A 20,403-nucleotide genomic window follows, 5' to 3' on the forward strand; every position below is an offset into this window, starting at 1 on the left:
CTGCCTCGTGGGGACGGCGGCAGCGCGCCACCCGGACCGGGCGGCGACCACTCACCCCAGGAGTGGCCGCCGCCCGGTCCGCGCGGCCCCGCACCGGCCCGGCCCGCCTCAGCGGAGCGCGCCCATGGTCCGGGCGAACACCTCCGGGTCGACGTCGAATCCGTGCAGCCGCAGCTCGAAGGACCAGGTTCCCGAGGCGTCACGGCTGAACTCGGCGACGGTGGCCGCCGTGGCGGCCGCCACGGACGCGAAGTCACCCTGGGCGAGGTCGGTGTGGCCCTCGCGGATCCGGAATCCGGTGCCGCCGATGTCGGCGAAGGTCTTCGTACGGCCCGCGACGCCGGCGTCGGCGTTCTGGATGACCACGCCGACCAGCACCCGGCTCGACTCCGGTGCCATCCGGTCCAGCTCGATGGTCATCACCTCGTCGAAGCCGAAGCCCTGGCCGGTGTGGCTGTCCCGGTTCAAGGTGATGGTTCCGTCGGGCGACCGGCTGCCGAAGTGCACGAGCTGGACGGGCGTCCCGTGGAGGTCCCCGGCGCCGTAGACCGCGGTGACTATGTCGAGGTCGTTCGCGGGCGCGCCCGCCGGGCTGGGGTCCCACCGCAGCGCGAACTCCACCCTGGCCAGCCCCTTGCGTACACCGGTCACCGAACTCCCCCTTCGCTCACGGGCATTGCGCGTCGATGATCCCACGTGTCCCCCGGCCCCGGCGGGGTTGCGTGCCGTACCGGATTCGGCCAGCTTCACGGTGGGAACAAAAACCGACTTGCCCCCTTCACCCGATAGCAACGCATTTTCGTCCCGTCGCGCCGGACCCGTTCCCGCGCCCGCCCCTATCCCCCGCTGCGACCTGCGCCAACCGCACGATCTGCGGCTGACCGGATCGTTATCCTCAAGTTTTGCTCAAATCTAGTGACGGTAAGGCGTTCCGCTTCCTAGCTTCCTCGTACACGCGTCCCGACGTCCCCCATATTCGCGCGGTTCCACACGCCCCCGGCGATCCCGGTGACGCGTCCCGCGTTCGCCCAGGAAAGAGTGCAGCATGAAGGTTCCCCAGGCCGGTGCGGTCGCCGCAGTGATCGCGATCGCCCTGACCGCCTCCGGGTGCGGCGTCTTCGACGATGGGGACCAGGGGGACGGGACCCTCGCCATCGGCATCAAGTTCGACCAGCCCGGCATAGGCATGCGGGAGACCGACGGCACCTTCACCGGATTCGACGTCGACGTCGCCACCTACGTGGCCAAGGAACTCGGCTACAAGTCGGACAAGATCGAATTCAAGCAGGTCTACAGCAACGACCGCGAACTGCTGCTCCAGTACAACGAGGTCAAGTTCGTCGTCGCGAGCTATTCGATCAACGACAAGCGCAAGGAGAAGGTCGACTTCGCCGGACCGTACTTCGTCGCGCACCAGGACCTGCTGACGCGCGCCGGCGACGCTTCGATCAGCAAGGCCGAGGACCTCAATTCGAAGAGCCTGTGCTCGGTCTCCGGCTCCACCTCGGCCGAGAACCTCCGCAAGAACCTCGCCCCCAAGGCGGGCCTGCTGGAGATGGCCGGCTACGCGGACTGCGTCGTCGCGCTCCAGGAGAGCCGGGTCGACGCCATGACCACCGATAACTCCATCCTGGCCGGGTACGCCGCCCGGAAGGGCAACGAGAACAAGTTCAAGCTGCTCGGCCAGAGCCTGAGCAACGAGAACTACGGCATCGGGGTCAAGAAGGGCAACAAGGAGCTCCAGCGCAAGATCAACGACGCGCTGAAGAAGATGGTCGCGGACGGCTCCTGGGAGACGGCCGTGAAGAAGAACTTCGGCGAGAACTACCGGTACGAGCCGGCTCCGGCCATCACTCCCGTCAGCTGACCTCCGGCGCGGCGGTGGCCGCGCCCGTCCCGCGGGCGGCCGCGCCCCGGCCCCCGGGCGGCCGCGTGGCCCCTGGGCGGTGGCCCGCCCCCGTCCGGCCCGGAAGCGCCGCCCGACGGCACGACCCGACGGCCGTGACCCCTCGCACGGGGGTCACGGCCGCCCGTGTGATCCGCGATCCGTGATCCCGCTCAGGCCACCGGAGCCTTGCCGCGCAGCACCGTCAGGAACTCCCGCATCCAGCGCGAGTGGTCCGGCCAGGCCCGGGCCGAGACCAGGGTGCCGTCGACCACGGTCTCGGAGTCCTCGAACTCGGCCCCGGCCGCCTTCATGTCCAGCTCCAGCGCCGGGTACGCGGTCACCCGGCGGCCGGCCAGGCCCCCGGCCGCGGCCGTGATGAGCGGGCCGTGGCAGATCTGGGCGATCGGCTTGTCGGATTCCGCGAAGGCGGCCAGGATCCGGCGCACTTCGGGGTCGTTGCGCAGGTACTCCGGCGCCCGGCCCCCCGGGACGACCAGGGCCGCGTAGTCCTCGGTGACGACGTCCGCGAAGGCCAGGTCGGCGGGCCAGGTGTAGCCGGGCTTCTCGGTGTAGGTGTCGAAGCCCTCCTCGAAGTCGTGGACCACGAACCGCAGTTTCTTCACCTGCGGCGCCGCGATGTGGACCTCGTACCCCTCCTCGCGCAGGCGCTGGTACGGATACAGGACCTCCAGCGACTCGGCCGCGTCGCCGGTCACGATGAGGATCTTCACTGCCATGGGCTGCTCCAGATAGGGCTGGTCACGATCGCTCCGGCCCCACCGGGGGCCACCGCTACCCTGCCCGCGGCGCAGGGCCGGCACACACGAAGATCCCCCACTCCCGACACGTGGTTTTCACCTGTTCGGCACATGACAATGTGACCCTCGCTCTGCCACTGACACTCCGCCAATTCCCCGGGCGGGGACGGTGCGTATGGAGAGGTACCCCCCACCCGATGAGAATCTCGCGCCTGACCCCCTGGGCGGCCGGCCTCGCCGCCGCCGCCCTGTTCGCCGTACCGGCGGCCGCCTCCGCAGGCCCGCAGCGCCCGACCGCCACGGAGAACCCGACGGCCGCCGCCGCGGACCCGTACGCGGACTACTACGCGAGCGCCCAGGGCAAGACCGGGCCCGCGCTGAAGACCGCCCTGCACGACATCATCAAGAACCAGTCCAAGGTGACCTACGAAGGCGTGTGGAACGCCCTGAAGGTGACCGACCAGGACCCGGCGAACCCCAACAACGTCATCCTGGTCTACTCCGGCCGCTCCCAGTCCAAGGCGACGAACGGCGGCGGGGTCAACGACTGGAACCGCGAGCACGTCTGGGCCAAGAGCCACGGCGACTTCGGCACCGCCACCGGTCCGGGCACCGACCTGCACCACCTGCGCCCGGAGGACGTCACCGTCAACAGCACCCGCGGCAACAAGGACTTCGACAAGGGCGGCAGCCCCGTGAGCGAGGCCCCGGGCAGCCTGACCGACGCCGACTCCTTCGAGCCGCGTGACGCCGTCAAGGGCGACGTGGCGCGGATGCTGCTGTACATGGCCGTCCGCTACGACGGTGGTGACGGTTTCGCGGACCTCGAGCTGAACGACAAGGTCAACAATGGTTCCGCGCCCCTCTTCGGCCGGATCAGCCTGCTGAAGCAGTGGAACCAGATGGACCCGCCGGACGCCTTCGAGCAGCGCCGGAACCAGGTCATATTCGACCAGTTCCAGCACAACCGCAACCCGTTCATCGACCACCCGGAGTGGGTCGACTCCATCTGGTGACCGGGGCCCGTACTCGCGGCGTCCTCCGGGGGTTGGGCGGCGTCAGGCAGGGTATTCCCCGGCCAGAGGCTGCGACCCGCGCCCGACGGCAGCAGCCGGCGGAGGTACGTCGTGATGGACGGAGCCGGACTCTCCGATCGCGAGCAGCGCGCCCTCTCCGCGATCGAGGCCGAACTCAAGGGTGACCGTTCCCTCGACCGGATCCTGCGGTCCACGTCACACCGGCGTCACCGCACCGTGGCCGCCTGGCTGCTCGGTGTGGTGGCGGCGGTGCTGTTCGTGGCGGCCTCGGTCACCGTCTCCCGGCTCCTGATCTGGGTTTTCGCCGCCGTCTGGACGTCGGCGGTGGTCCTGGCGCTGCCGCTGGTCGGCCAGTGGCTCCAGCGCCGCCGGCAGCGCGCCGACCGTACGGCGCGGCTGTAGCCACAGCCCTGCGGGGCGGTCGCGGCGGGGCGGTCAGAGCCGGTCGGCGAGGGCCTTGAAGTCGGTCCAGGGCAGCTGGGGCGTGCGCGCGTCCCACACCTTCTGGGAGAGCGCGGCCAGCGGGGTCCGGATGCCCGCGGCCACCTGGGCCTGGGTCTGGGCGCCGGCCAGGTCGCTCCAGATCGCGAGGCGCCCGCCCAGGATCTGCGGCCCGTACGAGGCCGGGACGGGGGTCGTGCCGCGCAGTACGAGCGGGGTCCACTGTTCGTAGATCCGCTTCCCGGCGGGGTACGTGAACTGGTTGGGCTCCCCCAGCACGTAGTAGAGGAACTCGTCGTTCAGGTTGACGAGCTTGCGGCCCTCGCGCAGGTACTCCAGCGGCGGCCGGGCGCCGTTCTCCTTGCCGGTCCAGTACTCGACCTGGATGTCCTTGGCGGCGCTCGTCACCCCGCCCGCGAAGAATCCGTCGTTCCACGCCTTGAGCGCCTTCCCCGACGGCCGGACCACGTCGGCCCGGTCGTTCAGCCAGCCCGTCGCCAGGTCCTGGACCCGAGCCGAGGGCCCGTACCGCTGCTGGGCGGCGCGGGCGAGCTGGGGGAAGGAGGCTTGCGGGTCGCGGTAGACCAGTGCCTGGTACTCGTCGGCGCCCAGGTGCCAGGCCCCGCCGGGGAAGAGCGGGATGTACTCGCGCAGCAGCTCGTCCACCAGCTTGGCGGACGCCGGGTTCGATATGTCCACGGCCCCCTTGACCGCCCGCCCCTGCGTGTCGCGCAGCTGGAGGTCGGGGTGGGCGCGCAGGACCGCGCCGAGGTGGCCGGGCGAGTCGATCTCGGGAACGACCGTGATGTGCAGCCGGGCGGCGAGCGCGTTGATCTCGCGCACCTGGGCCTTGGTGAGGTGCGGGGTGGAGACGATCTCGGGGTGCGTGTCGGACTGGATGCGGAAGGCCTGGTCGTCGGAGAAGTGCAGGCCGAGCTGGTTGAGCTTGAGGTCGGCCATCTCGCGCAGCCGGTCCTCGATCCAGTCCGGGGAGTAGTACTTGCGGGCTATGTCGAGGTTGAGGCCGCGCTGCGGCTTGGCGGGGGCGTCGCGCACCGTGCCCTCGGGGGCCGAACCGGCGCTCTTGACCGCCTGCTTGAGGGTGCGCGTGCCGTAGAAGACCCCGGCCTGGTCGGGGCCGTTGATCCGGACGCGGCCGTCCTTGACGTCGAGGGTGTACGACTCAGGCCCTGCGGCGGTACCCGCGTCCAGGGACAGCTCCACGTCCCCGGCCCGCGGCGCCGCCGACTCCCCGTATCCGATGCGCAGTTCACCGGCGAGCAGCTTGGCCTCGTCGGCGAGCGCGGCGGTGTCGTCCGGGGCGACGACCACGCGGGCGTCGGGGGTGGGCTTCCAGCCGGGGCCGCGGGCGGGTACGTGCTCCCGTACCGCCGGGATGGTGCGCGGGGCGGTGGAAAGGGGGTAGGACGGGGTGGGGGTGGGGGTGGGGGCGGCTTCGGCGGGGCGCGCCGCCGTCGCCGAGGAGGCGGTGGAGGAGTCGGCGGGGCCGCGGGCGCGTGCCTCGTCCGAGGCGGCCGTGCAGCCCGGGAGGGCAAGGGTGACCAGCGCGGCGACCGTTGCCGTCGCGATGGTGCGGACCCTCGTGTGCCGTCTCGGTGTGCTCATCATGTGCCCGTGTCCCCCGTACCAACGTGGCACGGGGGACACGGGCGCGCGACCCGGCGGTCCCGGGCGGTCTCAGACGAGGGAGTCCCGCGCGGCGGCGGCGAAGCCGTGGTCCTGGTCGGGGGCGCCGCCGCCGACGCCGATGGCGCCGATGAGGCGGCCGTCGCGGTGGACGGGCAGCCCGCCCGCGATGAACAGCAGGGGCCGGTCGAGGGCCGTGGGGAGGGTGTGGAAGGGGCCATCGGGCCGGACGGCTTCGACGAGGTCGGCGGTGGGCGCGTTCAGCTGGAGCGCGGTGTAGGCCTTGCGGGTGCTGGTCTCGCCGGATATCAGTACGGCGCGGTCGTCGCGGCGGAAGGCGAGCAGGTGGCCGCCGGCGTCGAGGACGGTGACGCTGACCGTGGCCCCGGCCGCTTCGGCGGCGGCGTTGGCGGTGGCGACGAGCAGCTCGGCGTCCTCGGTGGTCAGAGGGGCGACGGCGGTGCGGGTGGGGGTGGACATGCGGTGTTTCTCCTTGCGGGGCGGGCGGGCGTGCGTACGGGGGAAGGGGGTGGATCAGTGGTGGGCGGGGACGGCCACGGTGGCCTCGGGTGCGTCGGCCGCCGGCACGGCCGCGCCCCGGTCGCCGCGGGCGGCGTGCCGCGTCGTACGGCGTTCCAGCGCGCCGGAGGCGAGGGCGAGCAGCAGGGCGGAGGCGGCCAGCGCGGCGCCGACCCAGTTGGGGGCGGTCCAGCCGAGTCCGGCGGCGATCACCAGACCGCCGAGCCAGGCGGCGAGGGCGTTGCCGAGGTTGAAGGCGCCGATGTTGACGGCCGAGGCCAGGGTGGGCGCCCCGGCGGCCTGGTCCAGGACGCGCTTCTGGAGCGGCGGCACGGTGGCGAAGCCGAGGGCGCCGATCAGTACGAGGGTGACGGCCGCGCCGGCCTTGGTGTGCGCGGTGAGGGTGAAGACGGCGAGGGTGACGGCCAGGGCGCCCAGGGCCACGTACAGCATCGGCATCAGCGCGCGGTCGGCGTAGCGGCCGCCGATGAGGTTGCCGGCGACCATGCCCAGGCCGAAGAGGACGAGGAGCCAGGTGACGGAGGAGTCGGCGAAGCCGGCCACGTCGGTCATCATCGGGGTGACGTAGGTGATCGCGGCGAAGACGCCGCCGAAGCCGAGGACGGTCATCGCCATGGCGAGCAGTACCTGGACGTTGCGGAAGGCGGCGAGCTCGCGGCGGATCCGTACCCCGCCCTCGGGCCGGGGCAGCTCGGGTACCAGCCGGGCGATGCCGAGCAGGCCGCCGACGCCGAGCGCGGCGACGATCAGGAAGGTGACGCGCCAGCCGAGGGTCTGCCCGACGAACGTGCCGAGGGGGACGCCGACGACGTTGGCGACCGTCAGTCCGGTGAACATCATGGCGATCGCGCCGGCCTTCTTCTCGGGGGCGACGAGTCCGGCGGCGACGACCGCGCCGATGCCGAAGAAGGCGCCGTGGGCGAGTGAGGCGACGACGCGGCCGGCGAGCATGACGCCGAAGGCAGGCGCGAGGGCGGAGAGCACGTTGCCGGCGATGAAGAGGACCATGAGCAGCATCAGCATGCGCTTGCGGGGAATGCGGGTGCCGAGGACGGTCATGAGGGGCGCGCCGAGGACGACGCCGAGGGCGTAGCCGGTGACCAGGAAGCCCGCGGTGGGGATCGAGACCCCGTACGTGCCGGCGACCTCGGGGAGCAGACCCATGATCACGAATTCGGTGGTGCCGATCCCGAAGGCCCCGACGGCGAGGGCGAGGAGTGCGAGAGGCATGGGGGAGATGTCCTTCAGGGGAGGGAGTGGTGCGCGGTGCGACGGCGTGATCGCGATCGAAGGCGACGGAGAGCGACCGAGGGCGGTCGAGTGCGGTCGAGGTTGATGCGGGGCGATCCGGGGGGATCGACTGCGATCGCCGCTTGCATGCGTCCACATTAATTGCAGACGCGGGATATTTGCAAGCGCGGGCTATTGCGTGTGTGGACTATCCTGGTCTTCACACACCCCAGCCCGCGACGCTTCGACGGAGGAGCCCATGACGGCCACGGACAGCGCGCTCACCGCCCTCTCCCAGGGCTGGTGCGCCCTTTCCCTCCTGCACGGACGGATCGAGGCGCACATCGAACGGGCCCTGCAGGCCGGCCACGGCCTCAGCGTGCGCGAGTACTCGCTGCTCGACGTCCTCAGCCGCCAGCACAACGGCCCGGGCGGGCACCTGCGGATGCACCAGGTCGCCGACTCGGTGGTGCTCAGCCAGAGCGCGACGACCCGGCTGGTGAGCAGGCTGGAGGACCGCGGCCTGCTGAACCGCTACATCTGCGACACCGACCGGCGGGGCATCTACACCGACGTCAGCGAGGCGGGTCTGACCCTCCTGGCCGCGGCCCGCCCCACCAATGACACCGCCCTGCGCGAGGCCTTGGACGAGGCCTCGCGCACACCTGAACTCGCCCCGCTGGTCACGGCGGTGGAGAACCTCCGGGGCTGAACGAGCACTAAGGGGTGGAGCTCGGCGGCGGGGAGGACATGACGATGCCTCCTCGCGCGGCCGACGGGCTCGCCGACGGGGGCTGCGACCCCGACGCCCTGGGCGAGACCGGGACCGACGGACTCACCGACCCGGTGGGGGGCGAGGACACGGACGGGGTCGGGCGCCCTGATCCGGAGGGGCGGGGAGTGGGTGACGTCGGGTCCTGCGGGGACGGGCCGGGGGCCGTGATCCGCGGCGGGGTGGCCGGCAGCCCCGGGCCGGGCGACGGATCGGGGGCGAGCAGCAGGTAGCCGATCCCGGCCGCCGCAGCCGCCGCCAGGCCCGCCAGCGGCAGCGCGAACCGTCGCAGCCCGGCCGTCGGCAGTCGTCCCAGGTGCGCCCCGGGCGGCTCCGCGGGCCGCAGCCGGCGGACGTCGATGCTGTCCGCGCGCGCGTCGAGGGCCTGCCGCAGCCGGCGCTCGACGGGGCGCTCGGTGAGGCGTTCGCCGTCACGCGTCATATCCGTCCCTCCAGAATCCGTTCCAGGGCGTCCAGGCCGCGGCTCGCGTTGGACTTCACCGCTCCCCGGCTGATCCCGAGGGTGGCCGCGATCTCCGCCTCGCTGAGATCGGCCCAGTAGCGCAGCACCAGCACCTGGCGGCGGCGCGGCGTGAGCCGGCCGAGCGCGGCGAGCACTTCGCGGTGCGCCTCGTCCAGGACCACGTGGTCCTCGGCGGACGGTATGTCGGCCGCCGCGGCCGGGCTCCAGGCCCGGACGGTACGCCGGCGGCGCAGGACCGAGCGCGAGGTGTTGACCACCGCGGTGCGCAGGTAGCCCAGTGCGTTGTCGACCTCGGTGATCTGCTCCCCGTGCCGCCGGTAGAGGGCGGTGAAGGCGTCCTGGACCACGTCCTCGGCGGTGGCCAGGTCATCGACGAGCAGCACCGCGAGACGGACCATCCGCAGCCGGTGCGCGTGGTAGAGCTCGCTGACGGTGGGCGGGCGCTGGTCGCCGTGGGCCGTGGAGTCGTACGGGGACCAGGAGCCGTACGGGGATCCGTGCGAGGAGCCGTACTGCCGCGGGGAGACCGGCGGGGCGGAACGCTCCCCGCGCAGCAACGACCAAAGGCCCCGCCACGCCCGGCCGAAGCCGGGCGTGAGGGGGCCGACGGGTGACGCGAGTCGGAGCACGGGATTCCTCAGCTGTTCGCGCGGCGCCGTACGGCGTACAGGGCTCCCGCGCCGGCCAGGACCAGACCGGTGGCCCCCGCCCCCATGGCGATGGTCGTCGCCGAGGAGCCAGTATGCGCGAGCTCCGCCGCGCCGGGTGCGGCGGCGGGCTCGGAGGGCGACGCGCTGGGCCTGGTGCTCGAACCCGGGGCCGGCGTGACAACGCCGGGGGCCGCGCTCGGCGACGCGCTGGGGCCGGCGCTCGGGGACGCGCTCGGCGGGGTGCTCACCGACGGGGAGGGCTTGGGCCCGCCCGCCGTGGGCGAGGCGCCGGCGGGCACGCTGACCGACGGGGAGGGCGTGGCCGAGCTGCCGGTCGCGGCGAAGGCGGGGCCGGCGAGGGCGACGGCCACTCCGGCGGCGGCAGCGGTGACGGCCGTCCGGCGGAAGGCCAGGGGGACACGCTTCAGGTTCTTCACGGTGGTTCTCCACGGTCGGGTCGAGGACGCGGGACTGCGCCCTTCACCCCCGCACGACGCGCGACCCCCCGGGAGGTTGCCGCCGTTCCGGAAAAACTTTCCGGCCGGTTTCCGGGAGCCCGTCGGCGGCTCTCCCCAGGGCCGTGGCCAGGGTGGCGATGCCTTCCTCGATCTCTCCGGCCGAGCTGGCCGCGTAGCCGAGGATCAGGCCTGGCGGGCCGGGCCGGACGCGGTGCCAGGACAGCGGGTGGGTCTTGACCCCCAGGGCCAGGGCCGCCGAGGCCAGGGCCGTGTCGTCGAAGCCGGCACCGTCGAAGGTGACCATCAGGTGCAGCCCGGCCGCCGCGCCGTGCACCCGGGCGCCGGGCAGCAGCTCGGCGACGGCCCGGAGCATGGCGTCGCGTCGGCGGTGGTGGCGGCGCCGGACGTAGCGCAGGTGCCGTTCCAGTTCGCCCGAGTCCATCAGCCGGGCGAGGACCAGCTGGGCGAGGACCGGATTGCCGAGGTCGGCGTAGCGCTTGGCGGCGGTCACGGCGTCGCGCAGGCGCGGCGGGACCAGCAGCCAGCCCAGGCGCAGGGCGGGGGCGAGGAGCTTGGACACGCTGCCGGCGTAGCAGACCGCCTCCGGCAGCAGGGCGCGCAGGGCGGGGACGGGGGCCCGGTCGTAGCGGTGCTCCGCGTCGTAGTCGTCCTCGATGACCAGTCCCCCGGCGGCCGCCCAGCCGATCAGGTCGCGGCGGCGCTCGCCGTCGAGGACGACCCCGGTCGGGAACTGGTGCGCCGGGGTGAGCAGCACGGCACCGGCCCCGCTCGCCCGCAGCGCGGCCACGTCCAGCCCGGCCTCGTCCACCCGTACGGGGACCGGCTCCAGCCGCCCGTACTCCAGTTGCTGCCGGGCGCCCAGCGAGCCCGGGTCCTCCACCGCGATCCGGTGGACGTCTTCCTCCCGCAGGACGTACGCCAGCAGCGCCAGCGCCTGGGCGACACCCGCGACGACGACCACCTCGTCGGGGTCGGCCCGGATCCCCCGGTTGCGGGCCAGCCAGCCGACGACCGCCTCGCGCAGTGCGGGCGCGCCCTGGGGGTTGCCGTAGCCGAAGTCGGCCGGGGTGAGCGAGGCGAGGACCCGGCGCTCGGCCTGCAGCCAGGCCGTACGCGGGAACGCGGTGAGGTCGGGTACCCCGGGCGAGAGGTCGATCCGGCACGGCACGGCGCGCAGCGCGTCCACGAGCCCGCCGCGCTCCGGTGGGCGGGAGCCGGTGGACACGGGTGGTGGCGCGGCGACGACCACGGTGCCGCCCCGGCCCCGGCCGCTGACCTGGCCGGTTTCGGCGAGGCGCTGGTAGGCCTCGGTGACGAGCCCCCGGGAGACGCGCAGTTCGGCGGCGAGGACACGGCTGGCCGGGAGCCGGCTGCCGACCGGGAGGGTGCCGTCGGCGATGGCTGCGCGGAGCCGGCCCGCAAGCCATTCGGTGCGCCCGCCCGGTGGGGCCTGGCCGACGTCGAGCTGGAGGAAGTCCGAGCCGCTCGGGCTTTTGGACCCCTCGGTAGCACCTTCATTGGACCTGCTCATGGGGCCATTGTGCGGCCACGCTGGGTCCCATGCAGACTCGACCCGCCTCCACCCCCACGTCCGCCTCGACCGCACCACCCGCCACTTCCGCCTCTGCCTCCACCTCTCCTGCCGGCTCCACCGCGTTCCGTGACCTGCTTCCGGGGATCGCGGGGATGGCGCTGGTCGGCAGCAGCGTCACGGTCTCGCGGGCGCTCGTCGGCGCCCCGCTGTTCGCCACCCAGGCCGTCCGGTACGCGGCCGCCGCGCTGCTGCTGTTCGCTCTGGCGCGGGCCGCCCGGGTGACGATCCGCCGGCCGCGGGGCCGGGAGTGGCTGTGGCTGGCCGGGATCGCGGCGACCGGGCTGGTGCTGTTCAACGTGGCCGTGGTCCGCGGGGTCGCGCACGCCGAACCGGCCGTCATCGCCGTCGCGGTGGCCTCCGTACCGATCCTGCTGGGTCTGCTCGGCCCGTTCCTGGAAGGGCGGCGGCCCAGCCGCCGGGTGCTGCTGGCGGCTCCGGTGGTGGTGGCCGGGGCGGTCCTGGTCGAGGGGACGGGCCGGACGGACGCCGCGGGGGTGGCCTGGGCGGCCCTCGCGCTGGGCTGCGAGGCCGCGTTCACCCTGCTCGCGGTGCCGGTGCTGCGCCGGCACGGGGCGTGGGGGGTGTCCGTGCACGCGGTGTGGCTGGGCGCGCTGATGCTGGCGGGGCTCGCGGCCGCCTTCGAGAGCCCGGCCGGGCTGTCGTCGCTGGGGCGGGCCCAGTGGGCGGCCGCCGGCTACCTCGCCGTCATGGTGACGGCGGTGGCCTTCCTGCTCTGGTACCGCACGGTGGCCACCGTGGGCGCCGGCCGCGCGGGCCTGTTGGCCGGGATCGCGCCCCTGGCCGCGGCCGGTGCGGGTGTCCTCACGGGCGGCGGGGTCCCGGGCCCGGCGGTGTGGCTGGGCCTGCTGGTGGTGATCGTGGGGCTGGCCGCGGGCCTGCGTCCGGATCGTGCCGCGCGCGAGGGCGCGCAGGCGCCGCCGGCCGGGCGGGACTTCGCCGACAGGCCCTGAGCCCGACGTCGCGGCGCGGGCCCGTCGGGCGGCGCCCCGGCCACGGCTGCCCCGCGCGCATGAAGTCCGCGGTCAGCCGCTCCGGCCCGCGTACCGATCCGACGATTCCTCCAGACGACTCCTCTACATGCTCCGGCGCGCGTAGCAGAAGAGGTGCTCCTCCGGGCCCGCCCGGTCGTCGGCGGGCTGGAACTGCGCGGTGTGGTGGTGCAGCACCTCCAGGCCCAGGCCGGTGAGTCTGGCCAGGTGGTCCGCCGTGGAGAGGCTGCTGACGGTGACTTCGTGGCCCATCCACTCGATGTCCAGGCCCCGGATGTCCCCCGGCACCGTGGCCATCACGAAGTACCCGCCCGGCGCGACCCAGGACGCCATGCGGTCCAGTGCCCCCGCGACCTCCGGCTGGTCCATCACCAGCAGGGGGAAGAAGGAGCACACCGCGTCGAAGCCGGCCCGCTCGGGCGTGTAGGTCCGTACGTCGGCCTGCTCGAAGCGGGCCTGCGGGACCCTGGCGCGGGCCAGTTCGACCATGGCCGCCGAGACGTCGATTCCGGTGACGGCGCAGCCGGCCCGGACCAGCGTCTCGGCGGTGGGCCGTCCGGTGCCGCTGCCCACGTCCAACACCCTTGCCCCGGCGGGCAGTCGGCCGGTGAGCCAGTCCAGGGCCGCCAGTTGGCCGGGAACCCGCCCGAACACCTCCTCGTAGCGCTCCCCCAGATCGTCGAACACCTCTGCCGCCGACTTGCGTTGACTCATCGGGCCGCCCCTTCGCCTCCGGAGCTCCACCGTACCGGCGTGGTGCCGTGGCAGGCGACGGCCCCGTTAGGATCTGAGGTCAGTGATCATCAAGGGGGAGCCCATGTCCAACACCGACGACGCCGTACTGAGACCGCTCGGTCCGGAGGATCCGCAGGAGATCGCCGGCTACCGGCTGCTCGCGAAGATCGGCGAAGGCGGTATGGGCTCCGTCTACCTCTCGCGGACCCGCGGGAACCAGCCGGCCGCCCTCAAGGTCATCCGCCGCGAGTTCGCCCAGGAGCAGGACTTCCGGGTCCGCTTCGAACGCGAGGTGCAGGCGGCCCGCCGCGTGCAGGGGTACCACATCGTGCCGGTGCTCGACCACGACACCAGTGGTGAACAGCCCTGGCTCGCCACTGCGTTCGTGCCGGGTCTGGCCCTCGACGACGCCCTCGCCACGCACGGCCCGCTGCCGTTGCCCGCGGTGTTCCAGCTGATCGGCTGCACGGCGCAGGCCCTGCACTCCATCCACGCCGCCTCGGTGGTGCACCGCGACCTCAAGCCGAGCAACATCCTGCTCGGTTCGAACGGCCCGTGGGTGATCGACTTCGGTATCGCGCGGGCCACCGACACCACCCAGCTGACGCGCAGCGGCGGGTTCATCGGGACGCCGCAGTACATGTCCCCCGAGCACGCGCTCGGCCGGACGGTCACCGCGGCGACCGACGTCTTCGCGCTGGGTCTGATCGCGGCGGTCGTCGCCACGGGCCGCCACCCGTACGGCGACGGCGGGGGTCTCTCGATCGCCGCCGCGATAGCCAACACCCCGCAGCAGGCGCCGGACCTGAGCGGCTACCCGGAGCCGCTGCGCCAGCTGCTGGAGCGCTGCCTGCACTCCGATGCCGCGCAGCGGCCCACCCCGGCCGAGCTCGCCGAGTGGTGCGGCCGGGCGGCGGGCCGGGAACTGCGTGACTTCGACGGCTGGCTGCCCGCGCCGCTGGCCGCGGAGATCGCCCGGCGCGAGCGGTCCGCGCAGGCACAGGCCCAGGCACCGGCCCCGGTCCCGACGTTCGTCCCGGCACCTGCGCACGCCCCGGCCCCGCCCGCCTACGCGCCCACGCAGGCGTCCGGGCCGGTCCCCCCGGCGTACGCGCCGACCCAGGGCCCGGGCCCGGCGGGCGGCCCGCACACGCCGCTGTACGGCGCGCCCACCGCCCCACCCGCCTACGGCGCCCCGGCCTACGGCGCACCGGCCGGACCGGCCGCCCCGGCGGCGCGGCGCAGCCGTGTGCCGCTGGTCGTCGGCGCGGGTGTGCTGGCCGTCGCCCTCGCCGCGGGCGGCACCTGGTACCTCACGCGCGAGGACGGCGGCGGCGCGAAGCAGACCGCGGGCGACAGCAAGGAGAAGACGGCGGACGCCCCGAAGGACGCGGCGCCGGCGGCCCAGACGGGCGGCTCGACACCCTCCGCCTCGTCCTCTTCCTCGCCCAACGCCTCGCCCTCCGGGCGCACCTACACCGCGGTGTTCAAGGACAAGCCGTTGAAGCTCCTGGCGCCCAGGGAGTTCGGCAAGTACAACGATGTCGATCTCGACTTCCCCAAGGTGGCCACGACCGGCGAGATCAGCTCGTCGGACCAGGAGCTCACGATGGGTTTCGACGGGATCCGGACCTCGACTTCCTTCGGCAAGAGCAAGGGGCCCACCCCCGAACAGTGCGAGACCGGGGCCGCCACCAACCCCATCCCCAACCGGCTGCGGGAGGCGGACGTCACCGGCGCGGACAGCACCATCGTCCAGGGCGACCTGTTGTGCACCGTCACGTCCAAGGGCAACCTGGCCATGGTGAAGATAGTCAGCCTCGAACCCTCGACCGACAAGAACTACACGGTCCCGACCTACATCACCGAAGTGACCCTCTGGAAGCGCTAGGGGGTGTCTTGTCGATCAGGGCGGATCAGGGCCTGCGTCCGCAGGTGGTAGGCGGTCAGCAGCCCGGCCGGCCGACCCGTCCTGGTCACAAAGATCACGACCCGCCCGGCGGACGATGACGACCTCACGTGGTTCGCTCACGCAGGGAGCAGCGCATCCCGGCGCGCACGGGCCGGGGGCGGGGGCGGGGGCGGGTCAGGTGGAGGCGGGTCAGGTGGAGGCGGGTCAGGTGGAGGCCGGGACGAGGACGACGGCCGTCCCGTACGCGCACACCTCGGTCCCGACGTCCTGGGCGTCGGTGACGTCGAAGCGCATCATCAGCACGGCGTTGCCGCCGCGCGCCTTCGCCTGCTCGATGAGCCGGTCCATGGCCTGGTTCCGGGTCTCCACCAGGGTTTTGGTCAGGCCCTTCAGTTCGCCGCCGATCATCGACTTCAGGCCCGCGCCGATCTGGCTGCCCAGGTGGCGGGAGCGGACGGTGAGGCCGAAGACCTCGCCGATGACGCGCTCGACACGGTAGCCGGGGACGTCGTTGGTCGTCACGACGAGGACGCCGCTCTCGTGTGCGCCGGCGCCTCCGCCGTAGTCATCGATACCCATGGCACCCACTCTCGCGCGGGCCGCCAGCGCCCGCACCCCGGGGCGGGCACGGGCCCCGCATATCGATAGGGCAAATTGGTCATATCGGGTTAAACGACGGTGAGCCACCGGGGCTACACGCCCCGCTCTCGTCATAGTCGTCCCTGGCAACCGCCTGGTTGCCGCCCCGTGTCGCGCGTCGCGGCCGGGTGGATGTCTTCGTAGAGGAGCCGGCTCATGCTGAAGCCCACCAGAACCACCCTCGCTCTCGCCACCGGCAGCCTGGTTCTCGGTCTGGTCGGAGCGGGCGCCGCCGTCGCCGACGACGGTCCGGAGAACCTGCCGCCGCGGGAGATCGTCGTCGGCGGAGGGTCTGCGGAGCCCGGTGTGTATCCCGAGAAGTACGTCATCGGCAAGGTCGTGTCGAAGGGCCCGCTGACGGTCCGCAGCAAGCCGAGCATCCACTCGCAGTCCCTCGGTCACGTGTACCCGAACAACAAGGTCGAGATCGAGTGCAAGAAGTACGGTGACAGGGTCGACGGCAACCGCATCTGGTACCGCCTGGCCGAGAAGAACGGCGACTGGGAGCACGACGCCCAGGCGCCCAAGCGCGCCTACGACAAGGAGCGCTGGGTCTCCGCCCGCTACGTCAAGAACCTCTCCGAGGTGAAGTACTGCCGCTGACCCCGTCCCGGCCGGCCGGCGGGGTAGCCAGGCAGGCCGGCGGGTCGGCGGTCAGTCCACCGGGCGTACGGCACGCGGACCCACGCACTCCACGCCGTACGCCCGGACCCGTTCCCGCAGTTCACGGTCGGCCGTGACCACGACGCAGCCGCGCTCCGCATACGCGGCGGCCAGCTCCACGATCCGGTCGTCACCGCTCCCGGGCGCCGGGTCCACCCGTACGCCGGGAACGGACTCGACGCCGCGGGCGGCGCCTTCGACGACAAGGACGATCTCCTCGTCCCCGCCCCGGCCGGCCAGCAGGTCGCGCAGCCGGACGGCCGCGCCCCGCCGGTCCCGCCACCAGCCGTCCGGCACCGAGCCGACGACGTTCGCGCCGTCCACGATCAGCACGTTCCGCGGGGCGTTCACGGCATTCACGGCGGCCGGTCCTCAGAAGTCGCCGTAGTTGACCTGCCAGGTGGGCAGGCCCATCCGGCGCCAGATCGCGACCACCCGGTCCCGGTCGTCGAGCGAGACCCGTACCGCGTACCGGTGGCGCACATGCGTGTCGAAGAGCTCCGCCTTCACCACGTCGTCGCGTCGCGTGTCGCCCGCCGCGCGCATCCACAGCTCGTCGTACGGCACCTCGTGGCGCCGCAGCCAGGACTCCGTCTGCGGACGGTGCTCCTCGCCGCGCCCCGACAGCAGCACGATCACGTCGCCCTCGGCGCGCCGGAAGGCGTCGAGCGCGTGCCGAACCGGCTCGTTGAGCAGGTCGAGCTCGCAGCGCGAGAAGTCGTACGGGCCCCGGTCGCCGGTCAGCGCCAGCGTGCCGTCGATGTCGCACATCACCGCCGCCGGCAGGGCCGGATCGGGGACGTACTCCGTCACGGGCGGCGCGGCCACCCCGCTCGCCCCGCCGTTCATCCACTCCGACGTCAGCCGCCAGCCGCCCCGCCGGGCCTTCTCGTGCTTCTCGGCCAGGATGCGGATGATCTCCTCGCCGACCTGGCGCTCGCGCGCGGCGTCCCGGCGCAGGCACTCTTCCAGCGGGACGCCGGTGAAGTCGTGCACGACGAAGGTCACGAGACCGCCGACCGCCGCCTTGAGCCGCTTGGGGATGTTCTTGGTCAGGTGGGTGTTGTCGACGACCACGTCGAAACCGCCGTCGACCGCCGCGCGGACCGCCGCGTCCTGGACGGCCAGCACGGTCTGCTCGTGCTTGAAGCTACGGCCCCGCGCGGGGTCCGGGAGGTCGAGCATGAGCCGCAAGTCGTCGAGGTTGACGCGGCGCATGCGGCCACCGGCCGCGGCCTGCAGGGCGCGTGCGGCCGTCGTCTTGCCGGAGGCCGGCAGGCCCGTCATGACGTGCACGACGGGCAGCGGGGCCTCCTCGGCGACGGCCACGGCCACGGCCGCAGTCGCCTCCTCGGTCGCGTCCGCGGTCACCTCCGCGGTCGCGGCCGTGTTCTCGGGTGTCTCTTCGGCCACGGGTCAGTTCTCCTCGTCGTTCGTGAAGGGGTCGGACGTCTCCGGCCGCACGTTGCGCCATACGGCCAGTTCCGTGGACCGCCCGTCCAGACGCAGGAACATCGCGGCCCGGACCTCCCGGTCGGGAAGTGTCTTCACGGCCCGGGCGAAGGCCCCCCGGTCGGCCGCCAGGTGCGCGAGCCCCGCGTACGCCTCGTCGTTGGCGCGCTCGCGCCGCGCGGCCTCGCTCTCGATCCGCTCGATCACCTCGCGCACCCACGCGTCGAACTCGTCGGGCACCTGGTCCAGCAGCGCATCGAGCGGCTTGCCGCCCGAAGCCTCGATCTCGGCGACCGTGGTGCCGAGCCCCTGGGCGAGCTGCTTGACGGGCAGGCCGGCGAACCGCTGGATGCCGTGGGCCCGCCAGATGTCCCGCTCGGTGACCTTGGTGAGCACGCGGTGGAGCCGTACGTACTCGGCCAGCTTGGCCTTCGCCCGCACGCCGGAGGCGAAGCGCAGCACGAAGCCCTCCGCCTGGGTGCCGGTCGCCGGCGCGCCGCCGGGCAGGGTGTTGGACTCGGTGAGCGCGATCAGCTCGCCGATGGGCATGGCGGGCCAGACCGTGACGACGGAACCGATTCCCTCCCAGTGGGACGCGGCCTCGGCGAGCGGGACCTCGGTCCCGTCCTGGCCGAAGGCCGCGAGGAGGACGAGGTCCCGGCGGTCGCCGTAGTCGACGACGATGCGGTTCTGCGGGTACAGGATCTCGGCGAGGTAGGTGGTGCCGGGGCGCAGGGCCGCGGTGTCCCGGCCGTCGAGCAGGCGCTGCGCCCATGTCGCCTGGGCGCTGATGAAGGACCCCTTGGAGGCGACCCGCCAGCGGCCCGCGTAGTGGAAGACCACGGCGAGGCTGCCGTCGACCTTGTCGTAGACCTCGAACGGCTCCTCCGGGAGGGCGGGGGCGTACGGCTGACCCGACTCGTGCTCGCCGACGTTGAAGAACTTCGGCAGTGGCAGAGCGACGATCGCGCCGGTTTCGTCGTCGGCGACGAGTCCTCGGCAGCGCGTGGTGACGTCGTTCCAGACGCGTTCGTACTGGGCCGTCCGTGTGTAGGTGTAGATGGACAGCGGCAGTTCGGGGTGCGACTTGCGGGTCACGTACCCGGCGTCGATCGAGTCCGCCAGCGCCTGTGCGGGCAGCAGGTCATGCAGAGTCAGGGTCTCCTGGCTCATGGGGTCCTCCCGGTTTGAGATGGCTCATTCTCACGTGCGGGAGGGTGTGCCCGGTAATCAATTATGCCTGGTCGCAACCGTGCCCAGGCGGTTGATGTCGGCGGGCCGCAGGATGTGGCCGGGGATCTCGGTGCCGGGCGTGGCGACCGCGATCATGGCGCGTCCGAATGCCTCGGAGGTGATGACGAGGTTCGGGGCGACCCGCCGCACGAGGGGGACCAGGGGGCCGAGGACGGCGTAGAACACCCGGGACAGGCGGGCCTTGGAGGGCACCCCGCGCACCGGCTGGACGATGCCGGGGCGGAACATGTAGGCGCGGAAGGGGAGTTCCAGCAGGTCGTTCTCGGTCTTCCCCTTGACCCGGGCCCACATGGAACGGCCCTGCTCGGTGCTGTCCGTGCCCTCGCCGGAGACGTAGACGAAGGTCATGCCGGGATTGGCGGCGGCCAGCGGCCGGGCCACGGAGAGCGTCAGATCGTAGGTGATGCGCCGGTACGCCTCCTCCTTCATGCCGACGGAGGAGACCCCGAGGCAGAAGAAGCAGGCGTCGTACGCGGCCGGGTCGATGCCGGCGGCGACAAGGTCGGACGGATCGCCCTGGACGCACTCGCGCAGCTTGGGGTGGCTGACGCCGAGCGGGGTGCGTCCGACGGCGACGACGCTCTCGACCGCGTCGTCGCGCAGGCATTCACGCAGGACGCTCCGGCCGAGCATGCCGGTCGCGCCGAAGAGGATGACGTTCACGGAGGGCAGCCTAGGCCCTGTCGTCAACGTCCCGTCGGGCCCGCGACGCCACTTTGACGACAGGACCTAGGGGTGTCCCTAGTGCGAGACACAGAGCTCGTTGCCTTCCGGGTCGGCGAGTGTCGTCCATACGCTGGGGCCCTGGTGGCCTTCGTGGAGGTGCGTGGCGCCGTTGGCGATGAGGCGTTCGACCAGTGCCTTCGGGTCGTCGGAGCCGGTACGGACGTCGAAGTGGACCCGGTTCTTGACCGTCTTGGGTTCGGGGACGAACTGGAAGAGGACGCGGGGTGCGCGCTCCAGGCCCTCCGGGTGGCGGATCCCGGTGCCCGCCTTCCAGACGAGCATGCCCCGGTGGGTCTTGGTGTCGTCCTCGCTCGCGTGGCCCGCCTCGATCAGGCCGCGGATGAACTGCTCGTCGATCGGCTCCACTTCCCAGCCGAGGGCTTCGGCCCACCAGTCGGCCAGCGTGTGCGGGTCGGTCGAGTCGATGGCCACCTGGAATGTGTACGCCATGCCGGGACCCTACTGAGGTGGCGGCGCCGTCGCCACACGGCA

The 20,403-nt window shown here is 72.8% G+C and carries 23 protein-coding genes; 7 read left to right on the forward strand and 16 right to left on the reverse strand.

The genetic code is table 11. The annotated features are described in order from the left end of the window. Positions 1-108 precede the first annotated feature (108 nt). Positions 109-651, reverse strand: coding sequence for a TerD family protein (locus tag ACZ573_RS09150; RefSeq protein WP_471301197.1), 543 nt, complete (start codon positions 649-651; stop codon positions 109-111). Positions 652-1,045: 394 nt separating this feature from the next. On the opposite strand from ACZ573_RS09150, the gene ACZ573_RS09155 reads away from it, so the two are divergent. Then, a complete protein-coding gene (locus ACZ573_RS09155; protein WP_471301199.1) occupies positions 1,046-1,867 on the forward strand; it encodes a glutamate ABC transporter substrate-binding protein in 822 nt (273 codons plus the stop codon). Positions 1,868-2,058: 191 nt separating this feature from the next. Here ACZ573_RS09155 and ACZ573_RS09160 read toward each other — a convergent pair whose 3' ends face one another. After that, the gene (locus ACZ573_RS09160; protein WP_202197863.1) at positions 2,059-2,625 is read right to left on the reverse strand and encodes a DJ-1/PfpI family protein; all 567 of its coding nucleotides are present in this window, start codon (positions 2,623-2,625) and stop codon (positions 2,059-2,061) included. A gap of 218 nt (positions 2,626-2,843) precedes the next feature. Between ACZ573_RS09160 and ACZ573_RS09165 the strand changes: the two genes are divergently transcribed. Continuing rightward, positions 2,844-3,662: an endonuclease I family protein gene (locus ACZ573_RS09165; protein ID WP_471301201.1), complete on the forward strand. Its 819-nt coding sequence runs from the start codon at positions 2,844-2,846 to the stop codon at positions 3,660-3,662. A 114-nt stretch (positions 3,663-3,776) separates the two neighbouring features. After that, positions 3,777-4,085 carry a DUF3040 domain-containing protein gene (locus ACZ573_RS09170; protein WP_471301203.1) on the forward strand — a complete coding sequence of 103 codons (309 nt, stop codon included), beginning with the start codon at positions 3,777-3,779 and terminating at the stop codon, positions 4,083-4,085. Positions 4,086-4,118: 33 nt separating this feature from the next. On the opposite strand, the gene ACZ573_RS09175 is transcribed toward ACZ573_RS09170, so the two are convergent. The 3 genes from ACZ573_RS09175 to ACZ573_RS09185 form a co-directional block, all read right to left on the reverse strand. Beyond that, a complete protein-coding gene (locus ACZ573_RS09175) occupies positions 4,119-5,750 on the reverse strand; it encodes a beta-N-acetylhexosaminidase (RefSeq protein ID WP_471301770.1) in 1,632 nt (543 codons plus the stop codon). A 72-nt stretch (positions 5,751-5,822) separates the two neighbouring features. Continuing rightward, the gene (locus ACZ573_RS09180) at positions 5,823-6,251 is read right to left on the reverse strand and encodes a GlcG/HbpS family heme-binding protein (protein ID WP_471301205.1); all 429 of its coding nucleotides are present in this window, start codon (positions 6,249-6,251) and stop codon (positions 5,823-5,825) included. A gap of 54 nt (positions 6,252-6,305) precedes the next feature. After that, complete coding sequence (locus ACZ573_RS09185; RefSeq protein WP_471301208.1) at positions 6,306-7,541, reverse strand: MFS transporter; 1,236 nt, start codon at positions 7,539-7,541, stop codon at positions 6,306-6,308. Between the two features lie 259 nt (positions 7,542-7,800). On the opposite strand from ACZ573_RS09185, the gene ACZ573_RS09190 reads away from it, so the two are divergent. Beyond that, on the forward strand, positions 7,801-8,253 hold the full coding sequence (locus tag ACZ573_RS09190) for a MarR family winged helix-turn-helix transcriptional regulator (RefSeq protein ID WP_314247693.1): 453 nt from the start codon (positions 7,801-7,803) through the stop codon (positions 8,251-8,253). Between the two features lie 7 nt (positions 8,254-8,260). On the opposite strand, the gene ACZ573_RS09195 is transcribed toward ACZ573_RS09190, so the two are convergent. The 4 genes from ACZ573_RS09195 to pdxR are packed head-to-tail and all read right to left on the reverse strand — an operon-like array spanning position 8,261 to position 11,457. Next, on the reverse strand, positions 8,261-8,755 hold the full coding sequence (locus ACZ573_RS09195; RefSeq protein ID WP_471301211.1) for a hypothetical protein: 495 nt from the start codon (positions 8,753-8,755) through the stop codon (positions 8,261-8,263). Continuing rightward, positions 8,752-9,426 carry an RNA polymerase sigma factor gene (locus ACZ573_RS09200; protein ID WP_471301213.1) on the reverse strand — a complete coding sequence of 225 codons (675 nt, stop codon included), beginning with the start codon at positions 9,424-9,426 and terminating at the stop codon, positions 8,752-8,754. The genes ACZ573_RS09195 and ACZ573_RS09200 overlap by 4 nt, the downstream gene beginning before the upstream one ends. Positions 9,427-9,434: 8 nt before the next feature. Continuing rightward, complete coding sequence (locus ACZ573_RS09205; protein ID WP_471301216.1) at positions 9,435-9,884, reverse strand: LPXTG cell wall anchor domain-containing protein; 450 nt, start codon at positions 9,882-9,884, stop codon at positions 9,435-9,437. 43 nt (positions 9,885-9,927) lie between these two features. After that, entirely contained in the window at positions 9,928-11,457 is a 1,530-nt protein-coding gene (pdxR, locus tag ACZ573_RS09210; RefSeq protein WP_471301218.1) for a MocR-like pyridoxine biosynthesis transcription factor PdxR, read from the reverse strand. Positions 11,458-11,486: 29 nt separating this feature from the next. Here pdxR and ACZ573_RS09215 point away from each other — a divergent pair, with 29 nt between their 5' ends. Next, positions 11,487-12,491, forward strand: a complete 1,005-nt coding sequence (locus ACZ573_RS09215) for a DMT family transporter (RefSeq protein WP_471301220.1) — start codon at positions 11,487-11,489, stop codon at positions 12,489-12,491. A 123-nt stretch (positions 12,492-12,614) separates the two neighbouring features. On the opposite strand, the gene ACZ573_RS09220 is transcribed toward ACZ573_RS09215, so the two are convergent. Further along, the gene (locus tag ACZ573_RS09220) at positions 12,615-13,244 is read right to left on the reverse strand and encodes a class I SAM-dependent methyltransferase (RefSeq protein ID WP_471301222.1); all 630 of its coding nucleotides are present in this window, start codon (positions 13,242-13,244) and stop codon (positions 12,615-12,617) included. A 103-nt stretch (positions 13,245-13,347) separates the two neighbouring features. On the opposite strand from ACZ573_RS09220, the gene ACZ573_RS09225 reads away from it, so the two are divergent. Further along, positions 13,348-15,156: a serine/threonine-protein kinase gene (locus tag ACZ573_RS09225; RefSeq protein ID WP_471301225.1), complete on the forward strand. Its 1,809-nt coding sequence runs from the start codon at positions 13,348-13,350 to the stop codon at positions 15,154-15,156. 225 nt (positions 15,157-15,381) lie between these two features. Here ACZ573_RS09225 and ACZ573_RS09230 read toward each other — a convergent pair whose 3' ends face one another. Continuing rightward, the gene (locus ACZ573_RS09230; protein WP_030717675.1) at positions 15,382-15,756 is read right to left on the reverse strand and encodes a YbjQ family protein; all 375 of its coding nucleotides are present in this window, start codon (positions 15,754-15,756) and stop codon (positions 15,382-15,384) included. Positions 15,757-15,972: 216 nt separating this feature from the next. On the opposite strand from ACZ573_RS09230, the gene ACZ573_RS09235 reads away from it, so the two are divergent. After that, positions 15,973-16,419 carry an SH3 domain-containing protein gene (locus tag ACZ573_RS09235; RefSeq protein WP_471301229.1) on the forward strand — a complete coding sequence of 149 codons (447 nt, stop codon included), beginning with the start codon at positions 15,973-15,975 and terminating at the stop codon, positions 16,417-16,419. A 51-nt stretch (positions 16,420-16,470) separates the two neighbouring features. Here ACZ573_RS09235 and ACZ573_RS09240 read toward each other — a convergent pair whose 3' ends face one another. From ACZ573_RS09240 to ACZ573_RS09260, 5 genes are all read right to left on the reverse strand, one after another. Continuing rightward, positions 16,471-16,830 (reverse strand): NTP pyrophosphohydrolase, encoded by a 360-nt coding sequence (locus ACZ573_RS09240; RefSeq protein WP_471301772.1) that lies wholly within the window; start codon positions 16,828-16,830, stop codon positions 16,471-16,473. A gap of 21 nt (positions 16,831-16,851) precedes the next feature. Next, positions 16,852-17,892, reverse strand: coding sequence for a phosphatase domain-containing protein (locus tag ACZ573_RS09245; protein ID WP_471301232.1), 1,041 nt, complete (start codon positions 17,890-17,892; stop codon positions 16,852-16,854). Positions 17,893-17,895: 3 nt separating this feature from the next. Further along, positions 17,896-19,104: an RNA ligase gene (locus ACZ573_RS09250; protein ID WP_471301234.1), complete on the reverse strand. Its 1,209-nt coding sequence runs from the start codon at positions 19,102-19,104 to the stop codon at positions 17,896-17,898. Between the two features lie 57 nt (positions 19,105-19,161). Next, a complete protein-coding gene (locus ACZ573_RS09255; protein ID WP_471301236.1) occupies positions 19,162-19,848 on the reverse strand; it encodes a Rossmann-fold NAD(P)-binding domain-containing protein in 687 nt (228 codons plus the stop codon). Between the two features lie 78 nt (positions 19,849-19,926). Then, the gene (locus ACZ573_RS09260; RefSeq protein WP_471301238.1) at positions 19,927-20,361 is read right to left on the reverse strand and encodes a VOC family protein; all 435 of its coding nucleotides are present in this window, start codon (positions 20,359-20,361) and stop codon (positions 19,927-19,929) included. Positions 20,362-20,403 lie beyond the last annotated feature (42 nt).

The organism is Streptomyces sp. NPDC040545, from assembly GCF_055595065.1.